The organism is Alphaproteobacteria bacterium (assembly GCA_041396705.1).
GTDB lineage: Bacteria > Pseudomonadota > Alphaproteobacteria > CALKHQ01 > CALKHQ01 > CALKHQ01.
The window spans coordinates 110,887-124,582 of sequence record JAWKYB010000007.1 but is presented as its reverse complement, the minus strand read 5'-3'; the positions used below and the strand labels follow the sequence as shown (position 1 = coordinate 124,582).

Genomic DNA, 13,696 nt, shown 5'->3' with positions numbered 1-13,696 from the left:
CGGCGTCAGCCGAACAGGGCGTCGATGTCGTCCTGGCTGATGGCGGCCTCGGCATCCGTCGCCGGCGCGGCCTGCGACAGCACCGGCCCGGTCAGCGCCACGTCGTCGTCCATCCGGTCCAGATGCTCCGGCACCGGCATCGCCTCGAGTTCGTTGGAGCCCCACAGGTTGACCATGCGGCCGAGCCGGTCCTCGATGTACTTCAGCACATCGACGACCTTGCGGGTGCGCTGGCCGGTGATGTCCTGGAAGTTCGACGCCTCGTAGATCGCGGTGATCGCGTCGACCATCATGTCGGTGGCGTTGGCGACGATCTGGTTGTCGGGCATCATGTCCTTCATGTGCGAGATCTGCTCTTCGAGCTTTTCCGCCGCTTCCAGAATCGTCGAGGTGGCCTGCTCGGTCTGCTCGACGATGGCGTCGAGCTGCAGGCTGGCCCGGGTGATGTTGTCGTTCTGCGCCTTGGGATGACGCAGCGCCGCAATTTCTTCCTTGGTCTCCTTGATCCGCCCCTGCATGTCGAGGACGTCCTTGACCAGGCGCTCCTCGATCTCCTCCAGCTTGGGCAGGGCGCTGACCTTGGTGTCCAGCGCCTTGACCAGGTCCCGGATCTCCTGCAGCGCCTCGTCGCCGACGGCGGACAGATCGCCCCCCGCCGATGCCGCGCTCGGGCCCGCCTGCCCGTTGAGACGGCGCTCGATCCTGAAGACCTTCTGGTGAGGTGCGCTTGCCATGCCGAAGCCCCGAAAATGTTGACCTGCGCGGCGCCGCCGCCGGCGGATGACGCCCGCGGCCACGCCGCCGGCCGGTGAATGACCGGCCAACTATCCGGCAAAGGCCTAAAGCTTCGGTAAATCGCCGGCTCCGTCGACGGGCACCGAAGCGATTGCGGCGCGCCGCCGACACCGCGCCGCCGACACCGCGGCGCCGGCCCTAGCGGCCGACGGCGTAGCCCTGGGCGAACCGGGGATTGGCGGCGGCGAACAGCGCGTCGCCGCGCCGTCCGGCCATGCTCAGCCGGCCGCGCGACCAGTCCGCCTCCACATCGACCTGGTGGCCGCGGTCGCGCAGCGCCGCCATCACCGCAGGCGCGAATCGGCCCTCCATCTTCAGCCGGTTCAGCACCGTGGCCCGCGGATAGAACGACGACGGGAAGTGGACCATGTCGAACATCGGTGCGTCGATCGCCGCCTGCGCGTTCAGGCCGTGATGCAGCCAGCGCAGGAACAGCACCAGCGACCACTGGTCCTGGTTGTCGCCGCCCGGCGTGCCGAAGGCGATGCCGCCGTCCGGGCCCAGCGCCAGCGACGGCGACAGCGTGGTGCGCGGGCGGATCCCCGGCTTCAGCGCCGCCGCCGCGCGCTCGTCGAGCCAGAACATCTGTGCCCGGGTGCCGAGGCAGAAGCCCAGTTCGGGGATGACCGGGCTGGAGTGCAGCCAGCCGCCCGAGGGCGTGGCCGAGACCATGTTGCCCCAGCGGTCGACCACATCGAGATGGCAGGTGTCGCCCGGCATCGCGCCGGTATGCTGCACCGTCGGCTCGCCGAACCCGGCGGCGCCGGCGGCCCGCAACTCCGCCGCCGCCATCGCGGTGCCGCTGGGCATGAACGGCGTGCCGCCGGCATCGCCGGGGCGCAGCGTCGCCGACGACGCCTGCGGGTCGATGAGCGCACGGCGCGCCGCGGCGTAGCCGGCCGACAGCAGCCGGTCCGCCGGCACGTCGACATGCAGCGGATCGGCATACCAGGCGTCGCGGTCGGCGAAGGCGAGCTTCGCCGCCTCGGTGACGGTATGCACGAAATCCGTGCCGAGCGGATCCATTCCGGCCAGCGGCATGTCGGCCAGCATGGCCAGTTGCTGCAGCAGGACCGGGCCCTGGCTCCAGAAGCCGGGCTTGAACACGCGCCAGCCGTGATAGTCCAGGCTGAGCGGCGGCTCCACCGTCGCGCGCCAGCCGGCCATGTCGTCGCCGGTCAGCAGCCCGGTGTGGCGGGCGCCGGACGTGTCCATCACCGCCTGGGTACGGCAGAACCGGTCGATCGCCTCGGCGACGAAGCCGCCGTACCAGGCATCGCGCGCCGCCTCCAGCCGGTTCTCGCGGCTGCCGCCGGCGGCCGCGCTCTCCGCCAGCAGCCGGCGATAGGTCGCCGCCAGCGCCGCGTTGCCGAACAGCTCGGACAGCGGCGGCGGGGCGCCGTTCCTGAGATAGACCGCGGCCGAACTCGGCCACTCGTCGCGGAACAGGTCGGCGACTGCGCCGATCGCTTCGACGATGCCGGGCACCAGCGGATAGCCGCCGGCGGCATAGCCGATCGCGGGCTCGAGCACGGCGGCCAGGTCCATGGTGCCGTAGTCGCGCAGCAGCAGCATCCACGCGTCGAACGCGCCCGGCACGCAGGCGGCCAGCAGTCCGGTGCCGGGGACGAGGTCGAGGCCGAGGCCGCGGTAATGCGCGATGGTCGCCGCCCGCGGCGAGACGCCCTGGCCGCAGATCACGTCGACGTCGCCGGTGTCGGCGCGATAGGCCAGCAGCGGCATGTCGCCGCCGGGGCCGTTCAGATGCGGCTCCACCACCTGCAACACGAAGCCGGCCGCGACCGCGGCGTCGAACGCGTTGCCGCCGCGCTCGAGCATCGCCATGCCCGTCGCCGAGGCCAGCCAGTGGGTCGAGGCGACCATGCCGAAGGTGCCGCGCAGTTCGGGGCGGGTGGTGAACATGAGGATTTCCTTGTCGTCGCCGGCAGTCGGGCAGGGATCGAAACGGACCGCCGCGCCCTTGCACGGCACCCGGCGCACCCCCAAGATGCTTAGCGCATTTGACCAGAGGGCGACCATGCCGATTCCGCACCCCTATCTGATGTTCATCGGTGACGCCCACGACGCGCTGGCGGCGAAGACCGCGCGCGGCGTGGTGCACTGGCGGCCGGAATGGTGCCTGGGCCAGCTTCGGCTTCCCGGCTGCAACGCCGACCTGGGCCTGGCCGACATGACGGTGCGCGAGGCGGAGATCGCCGGCGCCCGCACGCTGGTGGTCGGCGTCGCCAACCGCGGCGGCGTCATCGCCGACGGCTGGATCCCGGTCATCGTCGAGGCGCTGGAACGCGGCATGGATGTGGCCAGCGGCCTGCACCAGCGGTTGACCGACCGCCCGGCAATCGCCGAGGCGGCCCGCCGGCACGGCCGCCGGCTCTATGACGTGCGTCACCCCGACCGCGAATTCGCCGTCGCCACCGGCGCGCCGCGCAGCGGCCGACGCCTGCTCGCGGTCGGCACCGACGTGTCCTGCGGCAAGATGTACACCACGCTGGCGCTGGAACGGGAGCTGCGCGCCCGCGGCGGCAAGGCCGATTTCCGCGCCACCGGCCAGACCGGCATCCTGATCGCCGGCAGCGGCGTCTCGGTGGACGCGGTGGTGTCCGATTTCGTCTCCGGCGCCGCGGAATGGCTGTCGCCGGCGGCCGACCCGGACCACTGGGACCTGATCGAGGGCCAGGGCTCGCTGTTCCACACCTCCTATGCCGGCGTCAGCCTGGGCCTGCTGCACGGTGCCCAGCCGCAGGCGCTGGTGATGTGCCACGACCCCGCCCGCAAGACCATGCGCGGGCTCGGCGACCGGCCGCTGCCTGACCTGGCGGAATGCATGGACCTCAACCTGTTGTGTGCGCGGATGGTCTCGCCCGAGGCGCGCTTCGTCGGCCTGTCGTTCAACACCTCGGGCCTGCCCGAGGCCGACCGTCGCCGCGCGCTCGACGCGGCCGCGGCCCGGTTCGACCTGCCCTGCGTCGACCCGGTGCTGACCGGCGTGGCCGCGATCGCGGACGCGCTGGCGTGACTACTGCTGTCACGACTGCGGCCGTCATCACGGCACGGCTGGAGAGCTGGCCGCTGCGGCAGCGCTTCGTCACCAGCCACGGCGCCAAGACGTCGGCCGCGGCCGTGGTCGCAACGGTGCGGGCCGGGCCGTTCGCCGGCCGCGGCGAGTGCATCCCCTATCCGCGCTACGACGAGACGCCGGCGAAGACGCTGGAAGCGATCGCGACGGCCGCGCCGGCGCTGGCCCGCCATCCGGACCGGGCCGCCCTGGCCGCGCTGCTGCCGCCCGGCGCGGCCCGCAACGCGCTCGACTGCGCGCTGTGGGACCTGGAGGCGAAGCGGGCCGGCCGCCGCGCCTGGGACCTGGCCGGCGTCGCCATGCCGGCGCATGTCGTCACCGCCTACAGCCTCAGCGCCGAGGCGCCGGCAGCGATGGCCGATGCGGCGCGCGCCCATGCCGGCCGGCCGCTGCTGAAGATCAAGCTGGTCGGCGACGGCCGCGACCTGGAGCGGGTCGACGCCGTGCGCGGCGCGGCGCCGGCCGCACGGCTGATCGTCGACGCCAACGAAGGCTGGACCGTCGACGACTACCGCGCGCTGGCGCCCGCGCTGGGCGAACGCGGCGTCGCCCTGATCGAGCAGCCGCTGCACGCCGACCGCGACGCGGCGCTGGCCGAGTTGCCGCACCCGGTGCCGGTCTGCGCCGACGAATCCGCCCATATCGCCGCCGACGTCGCCGGCCTCGCCAGTCGCTACGATGCGGTCAACATCAAGCTCGACAAGAGCGGCGGGCTGACCGAGGCGCTGGCCATGCGCGACGCGGCACGCGCGGCCGGCATGAAGGTGATGGTCGGCTGCATGTTGGCGACCTCGCTGTCGATGGCCCCGGCGCTGCTGGTCGCGGCCGGCGCCGACGTCGTCGACCTCGACGCCCCGCTGTGGCTCGCCCGCGACCGCATCCCGGCCCTGGCCATCGACGCCGCAAGCCGCATCGATCCGCCGGCCGCCGAGCTGTGGGGTTGACGCAGCAATCGCGTCTGCCCCCTGTCAATCCGACCATCGAGCCGCTATCTCTGCCCTGACGCAACCAGCACGCCCGGCCCCATGTCCACATTCAACATCGGCGAGGTCTTCAGCGAGAGCCTGCGCTTCCTGTTCCGCCAGCTGCGCGCGATGGCCGTGCTGGCCGTGGTGCCCTATGGCTTGCTGGTCGGCGCGTTGATCCTGATCGACTATGCCACCGCCGAGCACATGGCCCGGTTCCAGGCCGACATGGCCGCGTTCCAGGACTATCTGGCGCAGACCGGTCCGGACCCCGACATCGAGGTCGCCATCCAGGGGCTGGTCATTTCGCTGCCGTCCGGCCACAGCCTCGACTTCGGACCGGTGCTGCTGGTCAACCTGATCTCCGTGCTGGCCCTGCTGATCGTGCCGTTGCCGTTCAAGGTCGCCTGGCTGCGCTATTCCCTGCTTGGACCGCAGGCGGAGCCGGTGCGGCCCGGCTATCGCTTCGGCCCGCGCGAGCTGCGCTTCCTCGGCTACACCCTCGGCGTTGCGGCGTTGATGGCCGCGATCCTGATGCTGTTCGCCGGCATCGGCGGCGTCATCGGCGGCGCCGCGGCGGCCCTGTTCCTGCTCGGCGGAATCGGGCTCGCGCTGTGGATCGGCGCCCGGCTCTATTTCGTGTTTCCGCCAACCGCGATGGGGCTCGCCGGCGGCCTCGGCCGGGCCTGGCAGGAAAGCCGCGGCCAGGCCTTCAAGCTGCTGGTGCTGACCCTGATCGTCGGCCTCGTCTTCCTGGTGCCGACCCTGCTGCTCGGCATGGTGCTGGCAAGCGTGCCGCTGGTCGGCACCGTGCTGATGCTGGCGGTGCAGGCGGTGGCCGACGCGGCGCTGTGGACCGCGCTCGGCTTCGCCTACTGGAAAACCACGGGCATTCCCGGGCCCGGCGGCCGGCTCGGCGCCAAGGCGTCCACGTGACCGCGACCGGCTGGCCGGCGCCGCGGCTGGCCCGGCTCGCCGCGGCACTCGCCGAAACCGGCCTGGCCGGCACCGCCGCGGCGCCGACCGCGGCCGATCTCGTGCCGCTGCCGGCGGCCGGCGTCGCCCACGACCACGTGGCCATCCGCGGCGCCGGGCGTGTGGTCCGCCTGCCGCGGATGAGCCAGAGCGGGCGCGCGGCCGCCGACAACCTGACCTATCAGGCGGCCTGCTTCGCACGCGCCGCCGCCAGCGGCGCCACCCCGCGGCTGCACGGCCTGCTGCAGCCGAGCGCGGACTGGCCGATGGGCGGGCTGGTGGTCGACGCCGTCGCCGGCCGGCCGCCGCGGCTGCCCGACGACCTGCCGGCGATCGCCCGCTGCCTCGCCGCCATCCACGCCCTGCCGGCGCCGCCCGCCTTCGCGCCACTGCCGCTGCACGCCGACCCGGTCGGCGCCACCCTGGCCGCCATCGCCGAGCAGGCCGCCTGGCTGGACCGGGCCGACCTTGCGGCCGACTCGGTGGCGCTGATCCGCGGCGAGATCGCCATGGCGCAGGCCGCCGCCCCGGCCCTGCCTGCCGGCCGCCCGCCGCACCTGCAGGCGCTGGTGGTCAGCGACGCCCATCCCGGCAACTACCTGGTCGACGCCGACGGCAAGGCCTGGTTCGTCGACCTGGAAAAGGCGGCCTACGGCCAGCCGGCGATCGACATCGCCCACGTCACCCTGCCGACCTCCACCGGCTGGGACCGCCGGGTGGCCGGCTCTGTCGCCGCCGCCGACGTCGCCGCATTCGAGTCCGCCTGGTTGGCGGCGGTGCCTGCGCCGGTGGCCGATGCGGTGCGGCCGTGGCTTGCGCCCCTGCGTCGGCTGACCTGGCTGCGCACGGTGACCTGGTTCGCCCGCTGGCGCGCGCGCAGCGGCCTTGCCGGCGATCCGTGGAGCGCGGCCGACCTGCCGCCGCCGCTGCGCGCGCACATGGCCGCCCATGTCGCCAGCTCGCTGGCACCGCAAGCGCTGCGCGGGATACAGGCGATCCTGCCGCGGTGGTAACGGCCCGCAGCCGGCGGAGCAGGCCAGGCGCAACGGATCAGCCGGCATAGCCGCCGGCTTCGAGATAAGCCCGTTCCTCCGCCGTCGAGGTTCGGCCAAGGATCGCGTTGCGATGCGGAAACCGGCCGAATCGCAGCACGATGTCGCGATGATGGCGCGCACGCGCGGCACTGGCCGGCACGCATGCGTCGGCCAGTGTCACCGACCGCTCCTGGTCTGCGGGATCCTCCGAATGGCCGAGCGGGAGAAGCAGAAACAAGCGGACGTCGTCCGCGACCCGCTCCCAGAGGCCGCGCCCGAGCGCCTGCTCGGATACGAGCCGCGCGATCGGATCGGTCGCATACATCCACGGGGTGCCGCGGAAGGCATTGCGGGGATACTGGTCGAGCAGCAGCACCAGCGCCAGCGCGCCCTCGGGCGAGTCCGCCCACCGGTTCAGAGCGCCCCGTACCGCCCGGGAATATGCGGTGGCGAACCGGTCGCGGAAGACAACGTCGAAGGCGGGGTCCTTGGCGAACCATTTCTGCGGTCCGGCTTCGCGCCAGAACGCAATCAAGGCGTCGCGCAATGCGTCGGTCCCGCCGGCATCGGTCCCGGCGTCGGCAAACAAGGGGAGCGCTTGCGCAGTCATCCGGATCTCCTGATGTGGCACGCTGTCCGCAATCCAACCCGACCGGGACCGAAGGGACCGGCCGGCGGGAGAGCCACCGCGGCGTCGCGTCTTCGCGTGTGACGGGGCAGCGGTTGCCAAGGCTCAGGGTGTCGCTGGCAACAAGCTGAGTCCAGTGATACGATTTCTACGATATGCTGAACGAAATTGATCTATCGCGCGTCGACCTGAACCTGCTCGTGCTCTACGAAGCGGTGCTGCGCGAGCGGAATGTCGGTCGGGCCGCCGCACGGCTGAACCTGACCCCGTCGGCGGTCAGCCACGGTCTCGGGCGGCTCAGGCGGCTGCTCAACGACCCGCTGTTCCTGCGCACGCCGAAAGGCGTGGTTCCGACAGAGCGTGCGGAAGAACTGGCCGGCCCGGTGGGCGAGATCCTGGCCCGCGTGCGCGGCGTCATAGCCACAGCCGATGGGTTCGATCCGGCGACGTCGACCCGGCGGTTCCTGATCGGCGCGCCCGACGCTGTGCTGGCGGTCGTCAGCCGTGCGTTGCTCGACGACGTTCGACGGAAGGCACCGGATGTCGACATCGGCCTGCGGCACCTGCTCGCCGGACGCGGGCGCCTGTCAGAGAGAGCATGGGAAGGCATCCTGCCGATCCTGGAGGCGCGAGAGATCGATCTTGCCATCCTGCCGATCGACGGCGTGCCGGCGCGGTTCGAGGCTCGGGTGCTGTATCGCGAGGATTTTGTCGCGGTGTTCCGCAAGGGGCATGCGTTCGCGACCGACCCAAGTCTCGACCACTACTGCGCGCTGCGGCACCTGCTGGTCTCGCAGCCCGGACATGCCTTCGGCTTCGTCGACGAGGCGTTGGAGAAGCACGGCCGCACCCGTCGCGTCGCGGTCACCGCACCGAACTTCATGATCGGACTGGCGTTGCTCGCCGAGAGCGACCTTGTCGCGGCGATGCCGCGGCGGCTGGCCGTCACCTTCGCCACCCGGTTCGGGCTCGATACCGCCGCGCTGCCGCTGTCTGTCGCCGTCGGCGACATGCGGGTCGTCGTGCCGCGGTCGGCGATGGCGGACGCCGGCATCGCCTGGCTGTACGATACGGTGCTCGACTGCGCCGGCCCGGCATCAAGCCCGCGTGCGGACCGCAAGCCGGCCTCCTAGGAAGCCCGACCGCGCGATCGGCCGTCCGCCGCATGCGGCGGACGTTCGCCCGATTCGACCGACCAACAAGCGACTCGGCGAGTTCCCGGAACGTTCCCCGATTGCGCCAACATCTTGCGTCTTTTGTGGCGGAAATGGGGCAGCGACTCGGCGCGCGACTCGGGCGAGTCGGAAAACCGCGCGATTCGGCCATTTCCGACTCGGCTTGACGGCACCAACAGATTGGTATTTTCATGGTTTGTTCCGTGAACGCACGGGTATCTTGTGGGCATCGCCCGGATGGACGCCATGACCGGACCGCAGCGCGAGTCAACCCGTTCGCCCAAGCCGGTCCGCGCCAGCCGCCCGGCCCGCGGCACCGGTGCGAAGGCAGCCGGCCAGTCGAAGCCGCCGCCGGGGCGCGGAGCGCTCAGCAACCGGTCCGGCCGGTTCGAGCCGCTGCAGGGCCAGCCGGTCGACGACGGCTGGCCGGCGTGGCGCGACGACACCGACCCCGGCCCGCTGCGCACCGTCGTGGCGCCGGACGCGACCCGCAAGGTGATCGCCTGGAACAAGAGCCCGGACATCCCGTTCGACCGTTCGCTCAACCCCTATCGCGGCTGCGAGCACGGCTGCGTCTACTGTTTCGCGCGGCCGACCCATGCCTATCTCGGGCTGTCGGCCGGCCTGGACTTCGAGAGCAAGCTGTTCGCCAAGCACGACGGGCCCGCACTGCTGCGCCAGGAGCTGGCCAGGTCCGGCTATCGCTGCGCGCCGATCGCGCTGGGCGCCAACACCGACCCGTACCAGCCGATCGAGCGGCGCCTGCGCATCACCCGCGGCCTGCTGCAGGTACTGGCCGACTGCCGCCACCCGGTCGGCATCGTCACCAAGTCGCACGGGGTGCTGCGCGATCTCGACATCCTGCGCGCGATGGCCGCCGACAACCTGGCCTCGGTCGCCGTGTCGGTGACCACGCTCGATCCGGCGCTGGCGCGGGCGATGGAGCCGCGGGCGCCGACCCCGCCGGCGCGGCTGCAGGCGATTGCGGCGCTGGCCGAGGCCGGCATTCCGGTCTCGGTGCTGGCCGCACCGATGATCCCGGCGGTGAACGACGCCGAGCTGGAGGCGATCCTGGAGGCGGCGAGCCGGCACGGCGCCACCGGCGCCGGCTATGTGCTGCTGCGGGTGCCGCTGGAGATCGAGGGCCTGGTCGGCGAGTGGCTGGACACGCACCGGCCCGGCCTGGCGAAGAAGGTGTTCGCGCTGCTGCGCCAGGCGCATGGCGGCCGCGCCTACAAGGCGGCCTGGGGCCACCGCCAGCGCGGCGCCGGCCCCTATGCCGACATGCTGGCCGCCCGATTCGCGGTCGCCTGCCGCAAATACGGCCTCAACCGCTCATGGCGGCCGCTGGAGACCGGCCTGTTCCGCCCGCCGCCACGGGCGGAGGACCGGCAGCTCGCCCTGTTCTGAGCCGATAGCGGCGAAGCCGGCACCGGCTTGACCGCGTCGCGGACGGTGCCGCACCCTGGCCGCCCCGACGGCCTGGAGCGAATCGGCCATGCCCGACCTGCGGCTGGAGCGGGCGGCCGGTGCGCCCGCCCATATCGTCTGCGGCATCGACGAGGTCGGCCGCGGCCCGCTGGCCGGGCCTGTGGTCGCCGCAGCCGTCTGCCTCGACCCGGCGGCGGTCCCTGCCGCGGTGCTGGCGCAGGCCGACGATTCCAAGACCCTGGCCAAGCGGCGCCGCGAGGCCCTGCACGCCCTGCTGACCGCGCCCGGCGCCGGCTGGATCGCCTGGGCGGTCGGCGTCGCCGAGGTGGAAGAGATCGACGGTCTCAACATCCTGCGCGCCAGCCACCTGGCGATGCGCCGCGCGGTCGCAGCGCTGCCGTGCCGGCCGGCGCATGCGCTGGTCGACGGCAACCGCGACCCAGGTCTGGATGGCGGAATCGGCTGCACCACCGTGGTCGGCGGCGACGGGCTCAGCCTGTCGATCGCCTGTGCGTCGATCGTCGCCAAGGTGCACCGCGACCGGTTGATGGCCGCCCTGGCCGCGGCGCATCCGGGCTATGGCTGGGAGCGCAATGCCGGCTACGGCACCGCCGAGCACCTGGCGGCACTCGGCCGGCACGGGCCGACGCCGCATCACCGGCGCAGCTTTGCTCCGGTTGCGGCCCTTTTTTAAACCCGCGTGCGCAGCGCAAGCCAAAAGAACCTGATTCTGAACAGTAATCCATCTTGACCACTTATCCACAGTCCCGCATGGTCGCGCCATGCCGGCCCGAAAGCGCGACAAGATCAGGTCCGTCCTGCCGCTGGACCGCGTGATCCAGGGGGATTGCGTGGCGGCGATGCATGCGCTGCCCGAGGCCAGCGTCGACCTGGTCTTCGCCGATCCGCCCTACAACCTGCAGCTGGAAGGCACGCTGCACCGGCCGAACAACACCCGCGTCGACGGCGTCGACGCCGCCTGGGACCAGTTCGCCAGCTTCGCCGACTACGACCGCTTCACCGCCGCCTGGCTTGCCGCCGCCCGGCGCATCCTCAAGCCCGACGGTGCGCTGTGGGTGATCGGCAGTTACCACAACATCTACCGGGTCGGCGCGATCCTGCAGGATTTGGGCTTCTGGCTGCTGAACGACATCGTCTGGCGCAAGACCAACCCGATGCCGAACTTCCGCGGCAAGCGCTTCACCAACGCGCACGAGACGCTGCTGTGGTGCGCGCGCGACAAGGATTCGCGCTACACCTTCCACTACGAGGCGATGAAGGCGCTGAACGAGGGCCTGCAGATGCGGTCGGACTGGGTGCTGCCGATCTGCTCCGGGCCCGAGCGGTTGAAGAACGGCGACGGCAACAAGGCCCACCCGACCCAGAAGCCCGAGGCGCTGCTGCACCGGGTGATCCTGTCGTCGACCGACCCCGGCGACGTCGTCGTCGACCCGTTCTTCGGCACCGGTACCACCGGCGCGGCGGCCCGCAAGCTCGGCCGCCATTTCATCGGGCTGGAGCGCGACCCCGACTACGTCACGCTCGCGACCGAGCGGCTGCGCGGGATCGCGCCGGTCGAGGATGCCGACCTGCTGCACACCCCGTCGAAGCGCCAGGAGCCGCGAATTCCGTTCGGCTGGGTGGTCGAGCGCGGGTTGCTGCGTCCCGGCGCCGAGCTGACCGACCCGGGCCGGACCGAGCGTGCGCGGGTGGCGGCCGACGGCGCCCTGCTCTATCGCGGCCAGCGCGGCTCGATCCACCAGATCGGCGCCCTGGCCCAGGGCGCACCGTCGTGCAACGGCTGGATGTTCTGGCACTTCGAGCACCAGGGCCGGCACCACCCGATCGACCTGCTGCGCCAGCGCCTGCGCGCCGAGCTGAACTGAGCCGCGCTTGCGTGCGCCCGGCTGCGGTCAGGGCGCGGCGTGGCGCGGATGGGGATAGCTGCCCGGCACGATCGCATCGACGTCCATGCCGAGCGGCAGCAGCGTGACCGCGAAGTCCTGGTTGCACCGGTCGAAATCGAAAATGCCGGTGTGAAAGCCGCCGTCGTTCCAGCTCAGGCAGTCGCCGCACAGCGCGATCTCGACCGTGGTCCCGAACGGCACGACCGTGCCGCCGGCCGGCCGCTGGCTGAACACGGTGCCGAATGCGCGGCAGTTCATGTGCATCACCGGCGAGATCCGGGCAAACAAGCCGGCGGCGCGCAGCGTCTCCGCCGCGTCCGGCCACCATGCGCCGATGTCGTTGCCGCGGGTGGTGTCGGGCACAGGGCGCGGCTCCGGCCACTGTGCCACCCCGATCTGCACCGTGCTGCCCGCGGGCACGATGGATCCCGCCGGCGGATTCTGCGTCGCGACCAGGCCGGCCCGTGCGCGGCACTGATCGACATTGTCGTACCGCAGCTCGCCGGCGCAGGCGACGAAGTCGGTCTGGCTGACGGCGAGGCCGGCGCGCCCGATATTCGCGCGGGCCTCGGCCACCGGACGCCCGGCGACCGGCGGCACGACCGCGCGGGCGGGGTCGAACCGATAGACCTGCAGCGTCACCGTCGAACCGACCGGGATCGTGCTGCCGCCCGGCGGGTCCTGTCCGGCGATGATGCCGACGACCGCCGGGTCGACCGTGACGATGTCGACGACCGCGACCCGAAAACTGCCCTGGCCTGCGAAATTGGCAATCCGCGGCTCGCCGTCGGCCAGGGTCATTCCCACCACCGACGGGATCGAGCGCATCTCGATCTCGGGCGCCGGACCGCCGCCGATGACGGCGTCGGCGCCGGCTATCCGCGGAATCGTCGCCATCGTCACCGCGAATGCGCCGCTGCGGTAGGTGTAGTCGGGCGTCCGCGCGAACCACTCGAACCGTGCCTCGCCGGCAGCCGGTGCCAGCACGTCGAGATGGATCGAGGCCTGATAGACGTCGGCGCCGGCAAACGGACGGACGACCTGGATCCGCGAGCCGAGGCTGCCCGCGCCGAGCTCGTTGGCGAGTAGCCCGCCCACATTGCCGCTTCCCGTGCGGAACGAGACCTCGCCGCCGCTGCGCCACAGGCCGTCGAACGCCTCGATGCCATGATGTGCGGCCGGGACCTGCGGATCGCCGACATACCGCGCGACGAGGTTGAGCACGCATCGCGGCATGTCGCCCGGCGCCACCGGCGGCACGGCGACCTGCCAGCCGGCCCGCATGTCGTCGCCGGCGCGCTGCTGGCCGTCGCAGAACAGCGATGCGCCGACCGGCTGGAACACCACCAGCGGGGTGCTGGCGCGGGCGGCGGCAGATGGCGCCGCGACCGCCAAGGCGATCGCGAACAGCGCGAGCGGGAGGGTCCGCAGGAAATGTGTCGGCATCGTCGTCGGTCCTCGCGAACTGCGTGTGCGTGTCGTCGATGGCGGTCCAGGGGCGGACGAAGGAGCGGAAGAACGATAGATTCGTCGGCGGAGCAGGGCGGATTGACGTCGACCCGGCCACGTGCCGGTCGAGCGGCCCGCCTCGCCGAGCTTCCACCATCATCGCCGTATTGCGTGCAAGAGACGTAAATCGCCGCTGATCGGCGTCCGCGCGGCGGCGGTCGGATCGGACGCTTGGCACGA

At 72.0% G+C, this 13,696-nt stretch carries 12 protein-coding genes; 8 read left to right on the top strand and 4 right to left on the bottom strand.

Features of this window, described 5'->3' with window-relative positions; genetic code table 11:
• Nucleotides 1–5: 5 nt before the first annotated feature.
• On the bottom strand, nt 6–734 hold the full coding sequence (locus R3F55_11680; protein ID MEZ5668072.1) for a protein phosphatase CheZ: 729 nt from the start codon (nt 732–734) through the stop codon (nt 6–8).
• A 199-nt stretch (nt 735–933) separates the two neighbouring features.
• Nucleotides 934–2,718 carry a gamma-glutamyltransferase family protein gene (locus tag R3F55_11675; GenBank protein MEZ5668071.1) on the bottom strand — a complete coding sequence of 595 codons (1,785 nt, stop codon included), beginning with the start codon at nt 2,716–2,718 and terminating at the stop codon, nt 934–936.
• Nucleotides 2,719–2,833: 115 nt separating this feature from the next.
• Between R3F55_11675 and dgcN the strand changes: the two genes are divergently transcribed.
• The 4 genes from dgcN (at nt 2,834) to R3F55_11655 (ending at nt 6,845) form a co-directional block, all read left to right on the top strand.
• Complete coding sequence (dgcN, locus tag R3F55_11670; protein ID MEZ5668070.1) at nt 2,834–3,832, top strand: N-acetyltransferase DgcN; 999 nt, start codon at nt 2,834–2,836, stop codon at nt 3,830–3,832.
• The gene (gene dgcA / locus R3F55_11665) at nt 3,829–4,836 is read left to right on the top strand and encodes an N-acetyl-D-Glu racemase DgcA (GenBank protein MEZ5668069.1); all 1,008 of its coding nucleotides are present in this window, start codon (nt 3,829–3,831) and stop codon (nt 4,834–4,836) included. The genes dgcN and dgcA overlap by 4 nt, the downstream gene beginning before the upstream one ends.
• 81 nt (nt 4,837–4,917) lie before the next feature.
• Nucleotides 4,918–5,793 carry a hypothetical protein gene (locus tag R3F55_11660; GenBank protein MEZ5668068.1) on the top strand — a complete coding sequence of 292 codons (876 nt, stop codon included), beginning with the start codon at nt 4,918–4,920 and terminating at the stop codon, nt 5,791–5,793.
• Nucleotides 5,790–6,845 (top strand): phosphotransferase, encoded by a 1,056-nt coding sequence (locus R3F55_11655; protein ID MEZ5668067.1) that lies wholly within the window; start codon nt 5,790–5,792, stop codon nt 6,843–6,845. The genes R3F55_11660 and R3F55_11655 overlap by 4 nt, the downstream gene beginning before the upstream one ends.
• A 37-nt stretch (nt 6,846–6,882) precedes the next feature.
• Here the strand turns inward: R3F55_11655 and R3F55_11650 are convergent, their stop codons facing one another.
• A complete protein-coding gene (locus R3F55_11650; GenBank protein MEZ5668066.1) occupies nt 6,883–7,476 on the bottom strand; it encodes a DUF924 family protein in 594 nt (197 codons plus the stop codon).
• Between the two features lie 173 nt (nt 7,477–7,649).
• Between R3F55_11650 and R3F55_11645 the strand changes: the two genes are divergently transcribed.
• The 4 genes from R3F55_11645 (at nt 7,650) to R3F55_11630 (ending at nt 11,986) form a co-directional block, all read left to right on the top strand.
• Complete coding sequence (locus R3F55_11645) at nt 7,650–8,627, top strand: LysR family transcriptional regulator (protein ID MEZ5668065.1); 978 nt, start codon at nt 7,650–7,652, stop codon at nt 8,625–8,627.
• A 288-nt stretch (nt 8,628–8,915) separates the two neighbouring features.
• On the top strand, nt 8,916–10,079 hold the full coding sequence (locus tag R3F55_11640; protein MEZ5668064.1) for a PA0069 family radical SAM protein: 1,164 nt from the start codon (nt 8,916–8,918) through the stop codon (nt 10,077–10,079).
• Between the two features lie 88 nt (nt 10,080–10,167).
• Nucleotides 10,168–10,794 carry a ribonuclease HII gene (locus R3F55_11635; GenBank protein MEZ5668063.1) on the top strand — a complete coding sequence of 209 codons (627 nt, stop codon included), beginning with the start codon at nt 10,168–10,170 and terminating at the stop codon, nt 10,792–10,794.
• Between the two features lie 88 nt (nt 10,795–10,882).
• Entirely contained in the window at nt 10,883–11,986 is a 1,104-nt protein-coding gene (locus R3F55_11630; GenBank protein ID MEZ5668062.1) for a DNA methyltransferase, read from the top strand.
• 27 nt (nt 11,987–12,013) lie between these two features.
• On the opposite strand, the gene R3F55_11625 is transcribed toward R3F55_11630, so the two are convergent.
• Nucleotides 12,014–13,453: a PASTA domain-containing protein gene (locus R3F55_11625; GenBank protein ID MEZ5668061.1), complete on the bottom strand. Its 1,440-nt coding sequence runs from the start codon at nt 13,451–13,453 to the stop codon at nt 12,014–12,016.
• Nucleotides 13,454–13,696 lie beyond the last annotated feature (243 nt).